The organism is Salmonella sp. SAL4457, assembly GCF_046548235.1.
Taxonomy (GTDB): Bacteria; Pseudomonadota; Gammaproteobacteria; order Enterobacterales; family Enterobacteriaceae; genus Salmonella; species Salmonella enterica.
Genome location: NZ_JBGDZO010000007.1, coordinates 34,006 through 52,914, shown reverse-complemented (window position 1 = coordinate 52,914; position 18,909 = coordinate 34,006). Strand labels below are relative to the sequence as shown.

12 protein-coding genes are annotated in these 18,909 nt (G+C 53.2%); 7 read left to right on the top strand and 5 right to left on the bottom strand.

Features of this window, described 5'->3' with window-relative positions; translation table 11 throughout:
* Positions 1-194 precede the first annotated feature (194 nt).
* The 5 genes from hmpA (at position 195) to dtpD (ending at position 8,543) form a co-directional block, all read left to right on the top strand.
* On the top strand, positions 195-1,385 hold the full coding sequence (gene hmpA / locus ACLJNW_RS19455; protein WP_023209431.1) for an NO-inducible flavohemoprotein: 1,191 nt from the start codon (positions 195-197) through the stop codon (positions 1,383-1,385).
* Positions 1,386-1,566: 181 nt separating this feature from the next.
* Positions 1,567-3,108 (top strand): lysine decarboxylation/transport transcriptional activator CadC, encoded by a 1,542-nt coding sequence (cadC, locus tag ACLJNW_RS19450; protein ID WP_023204501.1) that lies wholly within the window; start codon positions 1,567-1,569, stop codon positions 3,106-3,108.
* Positions 3,109-3,468: 360 nt separating this feature from the next.
* The gene (gene cadB, locus ACLJNW_RS19445) at positions 3,469-4,800 is read left to right on the top strand and encodes a cadaverine/lysine antiporter (RefSeq protein WP_000100008.1); all 1,332 of its coding nucleotides are present in this window, start codon (positions 3,469-3,471) and stop codon (positions 4,798-4,800) included.
* Between the two features lie 82 nt (positions 4,801-4,882).
* Positions 4,883-7,027, top strand: coding sequence for a lysine decarboxylase CadA (gene cadA / locus ACLJNW_RS19440; protein ID WP_001100652.1), 2,145 nt, complete (start codon positions 4,883-4,885; stop codon positions 7,025-7,027).
* 55 nt (positions 7,028-7,082) lie between these two features.
* Positions 7,083-8,543, top strand: coding sequence for a dipeptide permease DtpD (gene dtpD, locus ACLJNW_RS19435; RefSeq protein WP_000856793.1), 1,461 nt, complete (start codon positions 7,083-7,085; stop codon positions 8,541-8,543).
* A gap of 48 nt (positions 8,544-8,591) precedes the next feature.
* Here the strand turns inward: dtpD and glnB are convergent, their stop codons facing one another.
* The 5 genes from glnB to purL form a co-directional block, all read right to left on the bottom strand.
* Positions 8,592-8,930 carry a nitrogen regulatory protein P-II gene (glnB, locus tag ACLJNW_RS19430; RefSeq protein WP_000717694.1) on the bottom strand — a complete coding sequence of 113 codons (339 nt, stop codon included), beginning with the start codon at positions 8,928-8,930 and terminating at the stop codon, positions 8,592-8,594.
* A gap of 76 nt (positions 8,931-9,006) precedes the next feature.
* The gene (gene glrR, locus ACLJNW_RS19425) at positions 9,007-10,341 is read right to left on the bottom strand and encodes a two-component system response regulator GlrR (protein WP_024131115.1); all 1,335 of its coding nucleotides are present in this window, start codon (positions 10,339-10,341) and stop codon (positions 9,007-9,009) included.
* Entirely contained in the window at positions 10,341-11,105 is a 765-nt protein-coding gene (gene qseG / locus ACLJNW_RS19420; RefSeq protein ID WP_077910344.1) for a two-component system QseEF-associated lipoprotein QseG, read from the bottom strand. Before qseG ends, glrR begins: the two co-directional genes overlap by 1 nt.
* Before the next feature lies 1 nt (position 11,106).
* Positions 11,107-12,537, bottom strand: a complete 1,431-nt coding sequence (gene qseE, locus ACLJNW_RS19415; protein WP_023204503.1) for a two component system sensor histidine kinase QseE/GlrK — start codon at positions 12,535-12,537, stop codon at positions 11,107-11,109.
* Between the two features lie 649 nt (positions 12,538-13,186).
* Positions 13,187-17,074, bottom strand: coding sequence for a phosphoribosylformylglycinamidine synthase (purL, locus tag ACLJNW_RS19410; protein WP_024146349.1), 3,888 nt, complete (start codon positions 17,072-17,074; stop codon positions 13,187-13,189).
* A gap of 24 nt (positions 17,075-17,098) precedes the next feature.
* Here purL and ACLJNW_RS19405 point away from each other — a divergent pair, with 24 nt between their 5' ends.
* Together ACLJNW_RS19405 and mltF are read left to right on the top strand one after the other, a co-directional pair.
* Positions 17,099-17,329 (top strand): hypothetical protein, encoded by a 231-nt coding sequence (locus tag ACLJNW_RS19405; RefSeq protein WP_001667158.1) that lies wholly within the window; start codon positions 17,099-17,101, stop codon positions 17,327-17,329.
* A complete protein-coding gene (gene mltF, locus ACLJNW_RS19400) occupies positions 17,330-18,874 on the top strand; it encodes a membrane-bound lytic murein transglycosylase MltF (protein WP_000734248.1) in 1,545 nt (514 codons plus the stop codon).
* The last annotated feature ends 35 nt before the right edge of the window (positions 18,875-18,909 follow it).

Sequence of the window (18,909 nt, the reverse complement as noted above, 5' to 3'; positions counted from 1 at the left end):
CTATGCGTCAGATAAGGGTTTCCTGAACGAGAGCCTGACGAATTTCAACGGATTTCTTTTCAGCTTTGTGATGCAGATTTTTCACGTTGTTACATCCATAACGTAAAGCAGAGAAGATCCATTTACAATGCAAGGGTATTTTTATAAGATGCATTTGATATACATCATTAGATTTTCACATAAAGGAAGCACGTATGCTTGACGCACAAACCATCGCTACAGTAAAGGCCACCATTCCCCTGCTGGTTGAAACAGGACCGAAACTGACCGCCCACTTCTACGACCGTATGTTTACGCATAACCCGGAGCTCAAAGAAATCTTCAATATGAGCAACCAGCGTAACGGCGATCAGCGCGAAGCCCTGTTTAATGCTATCGCGGCCTACGCCAGCAATATCGAAAATTTACCGGCGTTGCTGCCGGCGGTAGAAAAAATCGCGCAGAAGCACACCAGCTTCCAGATTAAGCCGGAGCAGTACAACATCGTCGGGACGCATCTGCTGGCGACGCTGGACGAAATGTTCAACCCGGGCCAGGAAGTGCTGGACGCGTGGGGCAAAGCCTATGGCGTACTGGCTAACGTCTTTATTCATCGGGAAGCCGAGATTTATCACGAGAACGCCAGCAAAGACGGCGGCTGGGAAGGCACGCGCCCCTTCCGCATCGTTGCGAAAACCCCGCGTAGCGCACTGATCACCAGCTTTGAGTTTGAACCGGTCGACGGCGGTACGGTGGCGGAATACCGTCCCGGGCAGTATCTGGGCGTCTGGCTGAAGCCGGAAGGTTTTGCGCATCAGGAGATCCGCCAATATTCACTGACCCGTAAACCCGATGGCAAAGGGTACCGTATTGCCGTGAAGCGTGAAGACGGCGGCCAGGTATCAAACTGGTTACACCATCACGCCAGCGTAGGCGATGTGGTACATCTGGCTGCGCCGGCAGGTGACTTCTTTATGAATGTCGCCGCTGATACCCCCGTTTCGCTGATTTCCGCTGGCGTCGGCCAGACGCCGATGTTAGCGATGCTCGATACGCTGGCGAAAGAACAGCATACCGCGCAGGTGAACTGGTTCCACGCGGCGGAGAACGGCGACGTTCATGCGTTTGCCGACGAAGTGAGCGAGCTGGGCCGTACACTGCCGCGTTTCACTGCCCATACCTGGTACCGCGAGCCGACCGAGGCCGATCGCGCCCAACGCCTCTTTGACAGCGAAGGGCTGATGGATTTAAGCCAACTGGAAGCCGCAATCAGCGATCCGGCAATGCAGTTCTATCTTTGCGGCCCGGTAGGCTTTATGCAGTTTGCCGCAAAACAACTGGTTTCACTTGGCGTGAATAACGAAAACATTCATTACGAATGCTTCGGCCCGCATAAAGTGCTGTAATTGCAAGAAATCCGCTGAAAAAACGGGCGTTATCGTTAAGGCGAACGCCCGTTTTCCTCCCCGTTCTCCTGCTTATTGCGCTGCTTTTTATGCCTTTCTTTTACAAAAAAGGGGAATAAAAAAAGTCTGTGCAAATCGTGTTATTATTAACGTTTGACTTAGCTCGTTAGGGCATCTTTTTATGCAGCAACCTGTTGTACGCATTGGAGAGTGGCTGGTTACACCTTCTGTTAATCAGATCAGTCGTCAGGGACGCCAGATTACTCTTGAACCACGGCTGATCGATCTTCTGATGTATTTTGCGCATCATCCGGATGAAGTGTTAAGCCGGGATAACATTATTGATCATGTCTGGATGCGCACCATCGTGACCAACCATGTTGTCACCCAAAGCATTTCTGAACTACGCAAATCATTAAGAGATGGCGGAGACAGCAATGCTGAATACATCGTTACCGTACCTAAACGCGGCTATAAGCTGACGGCGCCGGTTATCTGGTGCGAAGAAAATAGCGATGAGATCGATAATTCATCAACGTCGCCGCCGCCGATCGCAGCGACGAATGCAGAACCGACGGAGGGGGTTACTGCCGCTGCGCCTGTGCCGCCCGCCTCTTTGCAAACGCCGACTAAAAAGGCGAAAAAGCCGCGTATCGCCGCTTTCTGGACGTGGGTGATGTTCCTGCTCTCGCTGGCGACGCTGGTGGTGTTTATCGTGATGTCGGTGGTAGATCATAATGCCGCGGTAACAAAAACGCGGTTATTACTTAACCCACGAGATATAGATGTTCGTTTTGAAGGCGGCAATTCCTGTAATAACTGGGTCTCGCAGGAGTCCTACGCCATCGGTCTGGGCGGCTTAATCACCGACCTGCTGAACACCTACTCGACCTTTATGGTGCACGATAAAACCAATTACCGGGTCAATGAGCCAAGCAGCTCCGGTAAGACGTTAACCATTCAGTTTGTCAATCAGCGCCACTATCGGGCGCAGCAGTGCTTTATGTCTGTAGTGCTCATTGATAACGCCGATGGTTCAACCATGCTGGATAAGCGTTATTTCGTCACCAATACTAACCAGTTGTCCATCCAGGATGATCTGTTTAATAGCCTGTCTTTCGTTTTAACACAGCCCTGGCCTGATCGTATGCGAGAACAACTGGCCCTGTTCAGAACGCCGCAAAATACCGCGCTGATGCGTTTTTATGAGGCGCGCCAGCTTATTCTGAGCGGCGATGCGCAGGCGCTAGGTAAAGCCAGCGATATTCTGAATGGCATTATTAAGGAAACGCCTGATTTCAACTATGCCTATGAATATAAAGTGCTGGTAGATGTATTACGGCAATCACAACAGCCGTTTGATAAAGAACAAGTGGCTGCGCTGAACGAAGAGTTTAAAAAAATAGATCAAATTCCGGGCGTTGAGAAAACGTCTGTTTATTATAAAATCAAGACCGTTGATCTGTTAGGCAAAGGTGATATCGATGCAGCGTATGAGGAAATCAATAAAAGCATCGAGCTTGAAATGTCGTGGTTTAACTATGTCCTGTTGGGGAAAGTTTACGAAATGAAAGGTGAGAATCGTTTGGCCGCTGATGCCTATCTGACCGCCTTTAATTTACGTCCAGGTGAAAACACGCTGTACTGGATCGAAAATGGCGTATTTCAGACATCCGTTCAGAAAATTGTCCCTTATCTGAATAGTTTTCTGGCAGAAGATTAAATTTAACGCTGAACCATGACAAATAAAAGCGAAAAGATATTAAATTTTTCGCTTTTATTTTGTGAAAAACATGTTGCCAAAAATAGCTTATGTTAATTTTGGCAACATATTCATCGCAAAGAAATGTAAATATAACCCTTTGTAATTAAACTATGTTTATCCTTTCATGATATTTTTCATGATATTTATATGTTAATTCAAAAAAATCAATCTATCAGTTTTTTCATGTTTGTGTTTATTTCACTTTTTCTTTAGGACTTATCTCAACTCATTCGTTAATCTTGTCGACAGTTGAACGGGCACGCAGCATATATGAAGCATAAGCCCGGTTCTTAAAAATACAGCTCAGGAGAAATGAACATGAGTTCTGTCAAAAAGATCGGGCTATTTGCCTGTACTGGCGTCGTTGCCGGTAATATGATGGGGAGCGGGATTGCATTATTACCCGCCAACCTTGCCAGTATTGGTGGCATTGCCATCTGGGGCTGGGTAATTTCTATTATTGGGGCAATGTCGCTGGCTTATGTTTATGCGAGGCTGGCAACCAAAAACCCGCAACAGGGTGGCCCTATCGCTTATGCTGGGGAAATATCTCCGGCGTTTGGTTTCCAGACCGGCGTTCTTTATTATCACGCAAACTGGATTGGTAACTTAGCCATCGGTATTACCGCGGTTTCTTATCTTTCTACGTTCTTCCCGGCGTTAAATAATCCAATACCGGCAGGTATTGCCTGTATTGCTATCGTCTGGCTGTTCACCTTTATTAATATGCTGGGCGGGGCCTGGGTCAGCCGTTTGACAACGATTGGCCTATTCCTGGTGCTGATCCCGGTAGTCTTGACCGCAGTCGCCGGCTGGCATTGGTTCGATATCGCGACCTATCACGCGAACTGGAACACGTCTACGACGACCGACTCTCACGCCATTGTTAAAAGTATTCTGCTCTGCCTGTGGGCGTTCGTTGGCGTTGAGTCTGCCGCCGTCAGCACCGGCATGGTGAAAAACCCGAAACGCACCGTACCGCTGGCAACCATGCTGGGTACCGCGCTGGCAGGCATCATCTATATCGCCGCGACTCAGGTTATCGCCGGGATGTTCCCAGCTTCCGTTATGGCCTCTTCCGGCGCGCCGTTCGCTATCAGTACCTCCACGATTCTGGGTGGCTGGGCTGCGCCGCTGGTTTCCGCCTTTACCGCTTTCGCCTGCCTGACGTCTCTGGGCTCCTGGATGATGCTGGTCGGCCAGGCTGGGGTTCGCGCCGCCAACGACGGCAACTTCCCGAAAATTTACGGTGAAATGGATAAAAACGGTATTCCGAAAAAAGGTCTGCTGTTGGCTGCGGTGAAAATGACGGCGCTGATGATTCTGATCACCATCATGAACTCCAGCGGCGGTAAAGCGTCCGACCTGTTCGGCGAACTGACCGGGATTGCCGTACTGCTTACCATGCTGCCGTACTTCTACTCCTGTGTTGACCTGATTCGCTTCGAAGGGTTCAACATCCGTAACTCGGTAAGCCTGATTTGTTCTGTACTGGGCTGCGCATTTTGCTTCATCGCACTGATGGGCGCCAGCTCCTTCGAACTCTCCGGCACCTTTATCGTCAGTCTGATCATCCTGATGTTCTACGGTCGCAAAATGCACCAGCGCCAGAACAACGACAGCGACAACAATACGGCTGAAGCGCTTTAACCGCTAACTCCTTTTTCTCAAAGCCCCTTTCGTCACCTGCTATAGCGTAGCGGGAGGGGCCCACTTTACCAGGAACAAGACTATGAACGTTATTGCTATCATGAACCACATGGGCGTCTACTTTAAAGAAGAGCCTATTCGTGAACTGCATCGTGCACTGGAAGGTTTAAATTTCCGTATCGTCTATCCAAACGACCGAGAAGACCTGCTGAAGCTGATTGAAAATAACTCCCGCCTTTGCGGCGTCATTTTCGACTGGGATAAATATAACCTTGAGCTTTGCGAAGAGATTAGCAAGCTGAACGAGTATATGCCGCTGTACGCCTTCGCCAACAGCTACTCTACGCTGGACGTCAGCCTCAACGATCTGAGAATGCAGGTTCGCTTCTTTGAATATGCTTTAGGCGCCGCAGCCGATATCGCGGCGAAAATTCGCCAGAATACCGATGAATACATCGACAATATTCTGCCGCCGCTGACAAAAGCGCTGTTCAAATATGTGCGCGAAGGGAAATATACTTTCTGTACGCCTGGCCACATGGGCGGGACCGCTTTCCAGAAAAGCCCCGTCGGCAGCATCTTTTATGATTTCTTCGGCCCGAACACGATGAAATCCGATATTTCGATTTCCGTTTCTGAACTGGGTTCGCTGCTGGACCACTCCGGCCCGCATAAAGAAGCGGAAGAGTATATCGCCCGCGTCTTTAACGCCGAACGTAGCTACATGGTGACGAACGGCACCTCTACGGCGAACAAAATCGTCGGTATGTACTCCGCGCCGGCAGGCAGCACGGTACTGATTGACCGTAACTGCCATAAATCGCTGACCCATCTGATGATGATGAGCGACATTACGCCGATTTATTTCCGCCCAACCCGTAACGCCTACGGTATTCTTGGCGGTATTCCGCAAAGCGAGTTCCAGCACGCCACTATCGCTAAACGGGTAAAAGAGACGCCTAACGCAACCTGGCCGGTCCATGCTGTTATTACTAACTCAACCTATGACGGTCTGTTGTATAACACTGACTACATCAAGAAAACTCTGGATGTGAAGTCCATTCATTTTGACTCCGCCTGGGTGCCTTATACCAATTTCTCCCCTATTTATCAGGGTAAATGCGGTATGAGCGGCGACCGTGTGGAAGGCAAAATCATTTATGAAACCCAGTCCACGCATAAACTGCTGGCGGCGTTTTCACAGGCATCCATGATTCATGTTAAAGGCGACATTAACGAAGAAACCTTTAACGAAGCCTACATGATGCATACCACCACTTCTCCGCACTACGGTATCGTAGCGTCTACTGAAACCGCAGCGGCGATGATGAAAGGTAATGCGGGTAAACGCCTGATTAACGGCTCTATTGAACGTGCGATTAAATTCCGTAAAGAAATTAAACGCCTGAAAAGCGAATCTGACGGCTGGTTCTTTGACGTATGGCAGCCGGAACATATCGATGGAGCTGAGTGCTGGCCGCTGCGTTCAGATAGCGCATGGCATGGCTTCAAAAATATCGATAACGAACACATGTACCTCGACCCGATCAAAGTCACTATCCTGACGCCGGGGATGAAGAAAGACGGTACGATGGATGAATTCGGTATTCCGGCAAGTCTGGTCGCCAAATATCTCGATGAACGTGGCATCATCGTAGAAAAAACCGGTCCATACAACCTGCTGTTCCTGTTCAGCATTGGTATCGACAAAACCAAAGCTCTGAGCCTGCTGCGCGCGCTCACTGAATTTAAACGCGCCTTTGACCTGAACCTGCGCGTCAAAAACATTCTGCCGGCACTGTACCGCGAAGCGCCTGAGTTTTATGAAAATATGCGCATCCAGGAACTGGCACAGAATATTCATAAACTGGTCGAACATCATAATCTACCGGACTTAATGTACCGTGCGTTTGAAGTGCTGCCGAAAATGGTGATGACGCCGTATACTGCGTTCCAGAAAGAGCTGCATGGCGAAACGGAAGAGGTGTATCTTGAAGAGATGGTTGGACGCGTCAACGCCAACATGATCCTTCCTTACCCTCCGGGAGTGCCGCTGGTGATGCCTGGTGAAATGATCACCGAGGAAAGCCGTCCGGTACTGGAATTCCTGCAAATGCTGTGCGAAATCGGCGCTCACTATCCGGGCTTCGAAACCGATATCCACGGCGCCTATCGTCAGGCAGACGGACGTTACACCGTTAAGGTGCTGAAAGAAAATACGAAATAAGTACCAAAGGGAAGTGGCTTGCCACTTCCCTTTTTTCACGCAGCAAGGAGACTTTATGAAAACACCCTCACAACCGCGCGCGATTTTTTACATCGTGGCGATTCAAATTTGGGAATACTTCAGCTTTTACGGCATGCGTGCCTTACTCATCCTTTATCTTACCCACCAGCTTGGTTTTAATGACAGCCACGCGATCAACCTCTTCAGCGCCTACGCCTCTTTAGTTTACGTTACCCCTATTCTTGGCGGCTGGCTTGCCGACCGCCTGCTTGGCAACCGCGTGGCGGTTATCACCGGCGCCTTATTGATGACGCTGGGTCATGTGGTATTGGGCTTAGAATCTGATTCAACGCTGAGTTTATATGCGGCGCTGGCCATTATTATCTGCGGCTACGGCTTGTTTAAATCCAATATTAGCTGTCTGCTGGGCGAACTTTACGCCCCTGATGACAACCGCCGCGACGGGGGATTCTCGCTGCTCTACGCCGCCGGGAATATTGGATCGATAGCCGCGCCGATCGCCTGTGGTCTGGCGGCGCAGTGGTATGGCTGGCATGTCGGCTTTGCGCTGGCGGGCGTGGGAATGTTCATCGGCCTGCTCATCTTTTTAAGCGGTCATCGCCACTTTCAGCAGACGCGTGGGGTTAATCGCCCCGCGCTGCGGGCGGTTAAATTCGCCCTTCCAACCTGGGGTTGGCTGGTATTAATGCTGTGTATCGCGCCGGTATTCTTCACCCTCCTGCTGGAAAATAACTGGTCTGGCTATGTGCTGGCCATTGTCTGCGTCTTCGCGGCGCAACTTATCGCCCGTATTATGGTTAAATTTCCCGAACACCGTCGCGCCTTGTGGCAAATCGTTCTGTTAATGATCACCGGCACTCTCTTTTGGGTTCTGGCGCAGCAGGGCGGAAGTTCGATCAGTTTATTCATCGACCGTTTTGTCAACCGCCACTGGCTGAATATGACCGTCCCCACCGCATTGTTCCAGTCGGTCAATGCGATTGCGGTGATGGCGGCGGGCGTGGTGCTGGCGTGGCTGAGCAGCCCGAAAGAGAGCGCCCGCTCGGTGCTGCGCGTCTGGCTTAAATTTGCCGTGGGGCTGGTATTAATGGGCGGCGGTTTTATGCTGCTGGCGCTAAACGCGCATCAGGCCCGGTTAGATGGGCAGGCATCAATGGGAATGATGATCGCAGGGCTGGCGCTGATGGGCTTTGCGGAGCTGTTTATTGATCCGGTCGCGATGGCGCAAATTACCCGCCTCAATCTGCCTGGCGTCACGGGCGTACTGACCGGTATTTATATGCTGGCGACCGGCGCGGTCGCTAACTGGCTGGCTGGCGTCGTCGCGCAACAAACCACGGAATCGCAAATTAGTGATACGGCGGTAGCCGCCTACGGACACTTTTTCTCGCAAATGGGCGAGTGGACGCTAAGTTGCGTGGCGCTGATCGTCGCCATTGTCGGCCTGAGATGGGTTTGCACCCGGACTACATCGGCGCTACCGCAGGGCGATTAAACGGTGGTTCGCTGCCCACAAGGAGGAGACGGGCAGCGAATCGGCACATCAGATAGCCGCGTCGTCTTCTTCGCCAGTACGGATACGAATAACGCGGGCGACATCAAAGACAAAGATCTTACCGTCGCCGATTTTCCCCGTCTGCGCAGTACGAATGATGGTGTCAACACAGGTATCCACGATGTCGTCAGGCACAACGATTTCAATTTTTACCTTCGGCAGAAAATCTACCATATATTCCGCGCCGCGATACAGCTCGGTGTGGCCTTTTTGACGGCCAAAGCCTTTGACTTCAGTGACCGTCATGCCGGTAATACCTACCTCGGCCAGCGCTTCACGGACATCGTCCAGCTTGAAGGGTTTAATAATCGCATCAATCTTTTTCATGCTATTCCTTGAAAAGGTCGCCTGTGTTTTGATCGGTTAAACGTAACATATTTCGCGCTACTTTACGGCATGAAAACTACTCTTTGAAATCATTCGCATCCAGTTCGTGGCGGGAGAGTAGCTTATAGAATTCCGTGCGGTTGCGCCCCGCCATCCTTGCCGCGTGCGTCACGTTACCTTTGGTAATTTGCAGTAACTTGCGCAGATAGTTCAGTTCAAATTGGTTTCGCGCTTCGGCAAAAGTTGGCAGCGCGGTGTTTTCGCCTTCCAGCGCCTGCTCGACCAACGCATCGCTGATCACCGGCGAAGAGGTTAACGCCACGCATTGTTCAATGACGTTGACCAGTTGGCGCACGTTGCCAGGCCAGCTTGCCGTCATCAGCCGTTTCATTGCATCAGTAGAAAAGGCGCGAACAAACGGTTTATGCCGCTGTGCCGACTGTCTGAGCAGATGATTAGCCAGCAGCGGAATATCCTCGGTACGCTCCGCCAGCGCCGGAATTTTCAGGCTCACGACATTCAGCCGGTAGTACAAATCTTCACGAAATTCGCCCCGCGCCATCGCCTTCGGCAGATCGCGGTGCGTCGCGGAAATAATTCGCACATCGATATCAATATCGCGATTGCTGCCCAGCGGCCTGACTTTGCGCTCCTGTAACACCCGCAGCAGCTTCACCTGTAACGGCGCGGGCATATCGCCAATTTCATCCAGAAACAGCGTGCCGCCTTCCGCCGCCTGGAACAACCCTTCACGATTGCTCACTGCGCCGGTAAAGGCGCCGCGCGCATGGCCGAATAATTCGGACTCCAGCAATTGTTCCGGCAACGCGCCGCAGTTGATGGCGACAAACGGCTTGTTACTGCGCGGGCTGGCATTATGAATCGCCTGTGCGAAAATCTCTTTCCCGGTGCCGCTTTGTCCGTTAATCAATACGCTGACATCCGACTGCGCGACCATGCGCGCCTGTTCAAGCAGTCGCAGCATCAGCGGGCTACGGGTAACGATAGCGTTGCGCCAGCTATCGTCCGTCGCGGGAGCGGACTGCTCCAGCGCTTCATCTATCGCTTTATATAACGCGTCTCTGTCGATCGGCTTCGTCAAAAAGCTGAATACGCCTTTCTGGGTAGCGGCCACCGCATCCGGAATAGAACCATGCGCCGTCAGAATGATAACCGGCATTCCCGGCTGTACTTTCTGAATTTCTGTGAACAGTTGCATACCATCCATTTCATCCATGCGCAGGTCGCTTATTACCAGGTCCACTTTTTCCCGATGCAGTACCCGTAGTCCTTCCTGGCCGCTCTCTGCGGTCACTACGCTGTATCCTTCACTGGTCAGGCGCATACCGAGTAATTTCAGTAATCCGGGATCGTCATCGACCAGCAGCAGGTGCGCCGGTTTACGGCTTATCATGGCGTTACCTCATCTTGTGACGGCGACGGCGCCGCGCCATCTTCAGACGTCGCGGGTTTGTCATTCGTATGCGGCGTATCGGCGTTGTAATTCCCTGCCGGTTTTCGTGTCGAAAGCTGGCGCTCAATATCGGTTAAACTCTCCAGCTTACGGGTGGTAAGATCGAGCTGCGTTTGCAAGGCCTGTTGCTGCTGACGCAGCGCATCCAGCTCACTATCTGACGTTTGCTGGAGTTTGCTATAACGCTGACGTTCGGCAGAAAGCGCCAGTTGCAGCGCCTGACCGTCATGCCAGATTTGGTAGACGGGCCGTACCTGAGCCGGTATTTGCGCGCTTAACGCCTCCAGACGGGTCACTATGGCGCGCCGCTCCGGCGGCGTAATTTTTGCATCCGCCAGTAAAATCCCGCGCCTGAAGGCATTTTGCCAGTTATAATCCGTCAACGCGCGCGCCTCTGCGCGCGACTGAACCGGCATCAGACGATCGGCGCAGTCAATCGTGCGTAGCCAGTACAGCGGATTCGTCTCCACCGCCTGCCCGCGTAGCGACCAGATATCCGCGCACGCCGTCGGGAGATAATCCGCCAGTTGATAATGGGGGAGCGTGTCCTGCGCTGCGCTACCGGGCAGTTGCTGTGAAGCATGGGGAACACATGCGGTCAGCGCCAGACACGATATGCCCACCGGTATTCCCCACCGCAAAAGGCATCGTTTAATAGTTTGGACGAAAACGTGTGACATACGCACCAGGCTTAAATTCATATTAGTGTTTGTCAGATGCAGGCAGCGGCAGCGAGATGCGAAAACAAACTTCCTGCGCTTTGTCATCCACCAGTTGGATCTCTCCCTGCATTCGACGAATACAATCTCTGGCGATACTTAGCCCTAACCCACTGCCTTTTACCGCCCCTTTTCGCTGGTGGCTTCCCTGGAAAAAAGGCTCAAAAATCATTTCTCTTTCGGTTTGCGGAATCGGTTCGCCGCTATTAACCACATCGATATAAACCGTGGAGCCCTGAGAGCGACTACGGATACAAATGTTACCGGATTCAGCGCCATAGTGCACCGCGTTGGAATAGAGATTATCCAGCACGCTCATCAGCAACATGGGCTCTGCTATGCAGCGTTCGGCCTCCAGGCCGACATCGGTATGCATCATTTTAGCGCGGGCAGGCAAACTGTGGGCGGAAACCACCATATCCACAAGCGGCGCGATATCGACCGCTTCCAGCTCTGTGGCACTGTCTACCAGTTTCCGGTTGTAATCAAGCAATTGCTCAATCAATTTTTGTAAATTACGACTGCTGTCATCCAGAATATCGACCACCTCTTTTTGCTCCGGCGTCAGCGGCCCAACCACCTGATCGGCCAGCAGCTCAGTCCCCTCGCGCATACTGGCCAGCGGGGTTTTCAGCTCATGGGACAGGTGACGTAGAAACTGATGGCGCTGGGATTCCAGCCACGCCAGACGCTCACTCAGCCAGATAATGCGCTGCCCCACCGATCGTAATTCACGCGGACCGGTAAAGGTGACGGTATTCCCCAAAGAACGGCCTTCGCCCAGGCGATTAATCATCCGTTCAATTCCTTTCACCGGCCCGATAATCATGCGGGTAAAAAGCAGCACCATCGCCAGGCTCACCAGAAATAGCACCAGCGCCTGCCAGCCGAAAAATTGTCCGCGCTCGGCGATTTCTTGTTGTAACTGCTGCCCGCGCGAGTAAACCACAGTACGCGTCGCCTGCACCATTTCCGTATTCGCGTTGGCAAAGGCCTCCAGACGCGCGGCCGCTGCCGCTTCCGGGCCGCTATCTTTACACTGCAATTGCGCCAGCGCGTTTAAATCCTGGCGTAACGCCTGATACAACTTATCATCCGGCAAGACGCCGGCATGGGCGTCCAGCATATCGCTATAGCGCTTACGCTGGCTTTGATACACTTTTGCCAGCGTCGGATCGTCAAGCACACAATACTGTCGGTAGCTTCGCTCCATCTCCAGCGCGACGTTGGTCATCGCCTCGCTGCGCCGGGCGTCAATAAGCGTGCTGCGGTTAGTCACCGCAGCCTGATCGCTTAACGCGTTAAGGCTTTGCCACGCCTGCCAGGCCAGAACCAGCAACGGCAGCAGGATCAGCAAAAAGGCCAGCATGACCAATTGTCGTAAAGAACGGGGGAAAACAGACCAGCGCTTCAACGTGTCGCTCACATAAAAGAAGAATAAAAAAGATGCTAACCGAGGGAAGCGCCAGATACAACAAAGCCGGGCTAAACCCGGCTTTGTTATGGAATAAGGCGGTGCCTAACTCGACGTTTCGCCCGGAGGTTGATAAAGCTACGCTATTATCAGAAGTTGGACGGCAGGCACCTTGTTGTGCGTCATTCGAAGTTTATGTAGCGCGTCCCTAAGGGGCTGACATAAGAAGGTGAATGAGCCACTGGTTATCATTATGCAGTAATTGTGCCAACATTCAAAAGATTTTGTTAACACAATGATAGATATGAAAAATATCGTTATTCATGCTAAAAATGGCTCTGTCTGTTTTTTGCCCTTTCTGTCGCCAATCAGCAACACCTGCAACACATAAAAATAAAACAATTTAAAATCAAATAGTTAAATGTCTCTTTTTGGCGACAACCTATCCCCCACTCATGTCGGGATTTCCCGACACTTTAATCTTGCGGCATAAGCACTAGTTTATTGCCGGATGGCGGCGTAAACGCCTTATCCGGCCTACCGCTTGACGTTCAAGACGGTAGCTTCAACCGCGCTTCCCCGTGGGCCTGATAAGCGCCGTCTACAAAAAAGCCCCTCGTGAAGAGGGGCTTAATGGCTATCGGGCTAATTAACCAAGCTGCTTACGCGCATTACGGAAGATACGCATCCACGGGCTATCCTCGCCCCAGTTTTCCGGGTGCCAGGAGTTGGCGACGGTGCGGAATACGCGTTCCGGATGCGGCATCATAATCGTCACCCGACCGTTTTCGGTCGTCACCGCCGTGATGCCGTTCGGCGAACCGTTCGGGTTAGCCGGATAGGTTTCAGTCACCTTACCAAAGTTATCAACGTAGCGCAGAGCGACCAGGCCTTTGCTCTCAAGCGCGGCAAGATGCGCATCGTCCCGCACCTCAACGCGCCCTTCCCCATGGGAAACCGCAATCGGCATCTGTGAGCCTACCATTCCTTGCAGCAGCAGCGATGGGCTTTGCGTCACTTCCACCAGGCTGAAGCGGGCTTCGAAGCGGTCAGAATGGTTACGTACAAAACGCGGCCACAGTTCGCTGCCCGGGATCAGCTCGCGCAGATTCGACATCATCTGGCAACCGTTGCACACCCCAAGCGCCAGCGTCTGCGGACGATGGAAAAAGGTTTCGAATTCGTCGCGCACCCGAGGGTTAAACAGAATGGATTTCGCCCAACCTTCGCCCGCCCCCAGCACGTCGCCGTAGGAAAAGCCGCCGCAAGCCACCAGCGCATGGAAGTTGCCCAGACCGATACGACCGCCCAGCAGGTCGCTCATATGGACGTCAATCGCGTCAAAGCCCGCACGATGGAACGCCGCCGCCATCTCCACGTGAGAGTTCACCCCCTGCTCGCGCAGTACAGCGACTTTCGGTCGTGCGCCTGTCGCAATGTACGGCGCGGCGATATCTTCATTAATATCAAACGACAGCTTCACGTTGAGGCCCGGATCGGCATCATTCGCTTTCGCCTCGTGTTCCTGGTCGGCACATTGCGGATTGTCGCGCAGACGCTGCATCTGCCAGGTGGTTTCCGCCCACCAGACACGCAGCGTAGTGCGGCTTTCGCTGAATACCGTCTGGTCATTAGCGGTAATCACAAAGCGATCGCCAGCCAGGGCCTGACCAAGGTAGTGGACGCAGTCAGCAAGGCCGTACTGCGCCAACAGCGCTTCGACCGCGTCTCTGTCTTCAGCGCGTACCTGAATCACGCCGCCCAGCTCCTCGTTGAACAGTGCGGCCAGATGGTCATCGCCCAGCGCAGTGATATCGACCTGCACGCCGCAGTGGCCGGCAAAGGCCATCTCGGCCAGCGTCACCAGCAGACCGCCGTCGGAACGGTCGTGCCAGGCCAGTAATTTACGCGCAGCGACCAGCGCCTGCATGGCGTCATAGAAGCCTTTCAGTTGCGCGACGTCACGCACGTCCGCGGGTTTGTCGCCAAGCTGACGATAGACCTGCGCCAACGCCGTTGCGCCCAGCGCGTTGTGGCCCTTGCCAAGATCGATCAGCAGCAAGGCGTTATCTTCCGTTGACAGCTGCGGCGTAAGGGTGTGACGCACGTCTTCCACGCGGGCAAACGCGGAAATCACCAGCGACAGCGGCGAGGTCATTTCGCGCTGTTCGTTGCCTTCCTGCCAGCGGGTTTTCATCGACATCGAATCTTTACCCACCGGAATGGTCAGACCAAGCTGCGGACAGAGTTCCTCTCCCACCGCTTTAACCGCGTCATACAAACCGGCATCTTCGCCAGGATGACCGGCTGCCGCCATCCAGTTAGCGGAAAGCTTAATGCGCTTGATATCGCCAATCTGCGTCGCGGCAATGTTAGTCAACGCTTCACCGACGGCCAGACGGGCGGAGGCGGCAAAGTCCAGCAGCGCCACCGGCGCGCGCTCGCCAATCGACATCGCTTCGCCGTAGTAGCTGTCGAGGCTGGCGGTAGTGACCGCGCAGTCAGCCACCGGGACCTGCCACGGGCCAACCATCTGGTCACGCGCCACCATACCGGTGACGGTACGGTCGCCAATAGTGACAAGGAAGGTTTTTTCCGCCACGGTCGGCAGATGCAGAACACGATTTACCGCGTCGGCAATTGTGATATCCGCGCGGTTCAGCGCATCGCCTTTCGCCTTCAATGTTTGCACATCGCGGGTCATTTTCGGCGTTTTGCCCAGCAGGACATCCAGCGGCAGGTCGATCGGCTGATTGTCGAAATGGTTATCATGCAACGAGAGATGCTGTTCTTCGGTAGCGTCGCCAATGACCGCATACGGCGCGCGTTCGCGCTTACACAGGTCATCGAACAGCGGCAACTGGTCAGCCGCGACCGCCAGCACATAGCGCTCCTGGGATTCGTTACACCAGATTTCCAGCGGGCTCATGCCTGGCTCGTCGCTAAGAATGTCGCGCAGTTCGAACCTCCCGCCGCGCCCGCCGTCGCTCACCAGCTCCGGCATGGCGTTGGAGAGACCGCCCGCGCCCACATCATGGATAAACAGGATTGGGTTAGCGTCGCCCAACTGCCAGCAGCGGTCGATCACTTCCTGGCAGCGGCGTTCCATTTCCGGGTTGTCGCGCTGAACAGAGGCAAAATCGAGATCCGCATCAGACTGGCCGGAAGCCATTGACGATGCCGCGCCGCCGCCGAGGCCGATATTCATCGCCGGGCCGCCAAGGACGATCAGCTTCGCGCCCACGACGATCTCGCCTTTCTGCACGTGATCGGCGCGAATATTACCGATCCCGCCCGCCAGCATGATCGGCTTATGGTAGCCGCGCAGCTCTTCGCCGTTGTGGCTGTTCACTTTCTCTTCATAAGTACGGAAGTAACCGGTCAGCGCCGGGCGACCAAATTCGTTGTTAAACGCCGCGCCGCCCAGCGGGCCTTCGGTCATGATATCCAGCGCGGTGACAATACGTTCCGGCTTGCCAAAATCCTCTTCCCACGGCTGTTCAAAGCCCGGAATACGCAGGTTGGAAACGGAGAAGCCCACCAGCCCGGCTTTTGGTTTCGCGCCACGCCCGGTGGCGCCTTCATCACGAATTTCGCCGCCGGAACCGGTCGCCGCCCCCGGCCACGGAGAGATGGCGGTTGGGTGGTTATGCGTTTCGACCTTCATCAGAATGTGCGCGGGCTCCTGATGAAAATCGTAACGGCCAGTATTGTGATCGGCGAAGTAGCGCCCCACCGCAGATCCTTCCATCACCGCGGCATTGTCTTTATAGGCAGAGAGCACATAGTCCGGCGTGGTTTCGAAGGTGTTTTTAATCATTTTAAACAGCGACTTCGGCTGCGGTTTACCGTCGATAATCCAGTCGGCATTAAAAATCTTGTGGCGGCAGTGCTCGGAGTTCGCCTGGGCGAACATGTACAATTCGATATCGTTCGGGTTGCGTCCCAGTTTGGTAAACGCCTCCTGCAAATAGTCGATTTCATCTTCCGCCAGCGCCAGACCAAGACGCAGGTTGGCGTCAATTAACGCCTGACGGCCTTCTCCCAGCAGATCGACACTGGAAACCGGCGCAGGCTGATGGTGGATAAACAGTTTTTCCGCATCGGTTAAAGAAGAGAACACCGTCTCCATCATACGGTCGTGCAGCTCTGCGGCCACTTGTCGCCACTGTTCCGCCGTCAACGTCGAAGCCTCGATATAGTACGCTACGCCGCGCTCCAGCCGATCAACCTGTTGCAGGCCGCAGTTGTGGGCGATATCCGTTGCTTTTGAAGACCAGGGGGAGATGGTACCAGGACGCGGTGTGACCAACAGGAGTTTACCCGCCGGCGTATGGCTGCTAAGCGCCGGGCCGTATTGCAGCAGACGGGTAAGCTGCGCCTGCTCGCTATCATTTAACGGGGCGTTCAGGTCAGCAAAATGGACATACTCAGCGTATATATTGTGGACCTGGAGGTTGGCAGCCTGAAAGCGCGCCAGCAGTTTATTGATACGGAATGCAGACAGTGCAGGCGAACCACGCAGAATTTCCATCATAAGTCTCTCGTCTTCTAAGCTTCGGTGTGCGCAAGGGGGGAAACGGCCGTCATTATAAAGAATCTGACGCGCCGACGAAACCGTTTGCGTAGAAATAAAATCACCGCTTTTTCTTGTCATACGGTGCGGCTATCGTTGCGAATAAGTTGCCAACTGGCGCATTGTTACGCAAAATGCCGCTCATTAATGACTTATCTATTGCAGCAAAACATCTTTTTCAGCCCGAGGCAACGCACGATCCAGAGAATTAACTAATTGAAAAAATTAAAGATTAATTATCTGTTCATCGGCATATTGACGCTGCTGCTGGCAGCAGCCCTTTGGCCCTCAATCCCCTGGTTCGGTAAAACCGAAAACCATATCGCCGCGATTCAAGCCCGGGGGGTACTGCGCGTCAGTACGATCGACTCGCCATTAACCTATTCCGTTATCAACGGTAAAAAATATGGTCTGGACTATGAACTGGCGCAGCAGTTCGCCAACTATCTCGGCGTGAAGCTGAAAGTGACGGTGCGCCAGAATATCAGCCAGTTGTTTGACGATCTGGATAACGGCAATGCCGACCTGCTCGCGGCAGGGCTGGTCTACGACAGCGCACGCGTTAAAAACTATCAGCCCGGTCCCATGTATTACTCGGTTTCGCAACAGCTCGTCTACCGGGTCGGACAATATCGCCCACGTTCGCTGGCGACCGTTAACGAGAATCAGCTTACCATTGCGCCAGGGCACGTCGTGGTCAATGACTTACAGCGTTTAAAAGAGACAAAGTTTCCCGACCTGAGCTGGAAAGTGGATGATAAAAAAGGCTCGACGACGCTGCTGGAAGAGGTCATCAGCGGCAAACTGGATTACACCATTGCCGATTCAGTGGCGATCAGTCTGTTTCAGCGCGTTCATCCCGAGCTGGCCGTGGCGCTGGATGTCACGGATGAACAGCCCGTGACCTGGTTTAGCCGACTGGACGACGATAATACGCTCTCCGCCGCGCTGCTCGATTTTTTCAATTCGATCAATGAAGACGGGTCGTTGGCGCGGATCGAAGAGAAATATCTGGGACATGGCGATGATTTCGACTACGTTGATACCCGCTCTTTCCTGCGAGCGGTAGATAACGTCCTGCCGGAGCTGGAACCGTTATTTAAAAAATATGCCAAAGAGATAGACTGGCGCCTGCTGGCGGCGATTTCTTATCAGGAATCACACTGGGACCCGCTGGCGACCTCGCCAACCGGCGTGCGCGGCCTGATGATGCTGACTAAAAATACCGCCCAAAGTCTGGGGCTGACCGACCGTACCGATGCGGAGCAAAGCATCAGCGGCGGCGCTCGCTATCTTGAAGATATGATGGCTAAAGTTCCCGAAACCGTTCCGGAAGACGAGCGTATCTGGTTTGCTTTAGCCGCCTACAATATGGGTTATGCGCACATGCTCGACGCCAGATCGCTGACGGTAAAAACCAAAGGCAATCCGGATAGCTGGACCGATGTGAAGCAGCGTTTGCCGCTATTAAGCCAAAAACCGTATTACAGTAAGTTAACCTACGGTTACGCGCGTGGACATGAGGCTTATGCTTATGTGGAAAATATCCGTAAATACCAGATAAGTTTGGTGGGGTATTTGCAGGAAAAAGAAAAGCAGGAAGCGGAAGCCATGAAACTGGCGCAGGATTACCCGGCGGTGTCGCCGGAGGAGCTGAATAAAGCCCCCTTCCCCTTCCTGTCGTTTTTATCGCAGTCATCAGGCTACCTGACGCATTCGCCGTCTTTACTGTTTACGCCGCAGAAGAAAGAAGAAAAATAGCGCGATGGTCTTATCGGATGGCGACGCGCAACGTC

Excerpts from the sequence above, each read along its gene's own strand:
- hmpA (WP_023209431.1), top strand. The coding sequence starts at position 195 with ATGCTTGACGCACAAACCATCGCTACAGTAAAGGCCACCATTCCCCTG.
- cadC (WP_023204501.1), top strand. The coding sequence starts at position 1,567 with ATGCAGCAACCTGTTGTACGCATTGGAGAGTGGCTGGTTACACCTTCT.
- cadB (WP_000100008.1), top strand. The coding sequence starts at position 3,469 with ATGAGTTCTGTCAAAAAGATCGGGCTATTTGCCTGTACTGGCGTCGTT.
- cadA (WP_001100652.1), top strand. The coding sequence starts at position 4,883 with ATGAACGTTATTGCTATCATGAACCACATGGGCGTCTACTTTAAAGAA.
- dtpD (WP_000856793.1), top strand. The coding sequence starts at position 7,083 with ATGAAAACACCCTCACAACCGCGCGCGATTTTTTACATCGTGGCGATT.
- glnB (WP_000717694.1), bottom strand. The coding sequence starts at position 8,930 with ATGAAAAAGATTGATGCGATTATTAAACCCTTCAAGCTGGACGATGTC.
- qseG (WP_077910344.1), bottom strand. The coding sequence starts at position 11,105 with ATGAATTTAAGCCTGGTGCGTATGTCACACGTTTTCGTCCAAACTATT.
- purL (WP_024146349.1), bottom strand. The coding sequence starts at position 17,074 with ATGATGGAAATTCTGCGTGGTTCGCCTGCACTGTCTGCATTCCGTATC.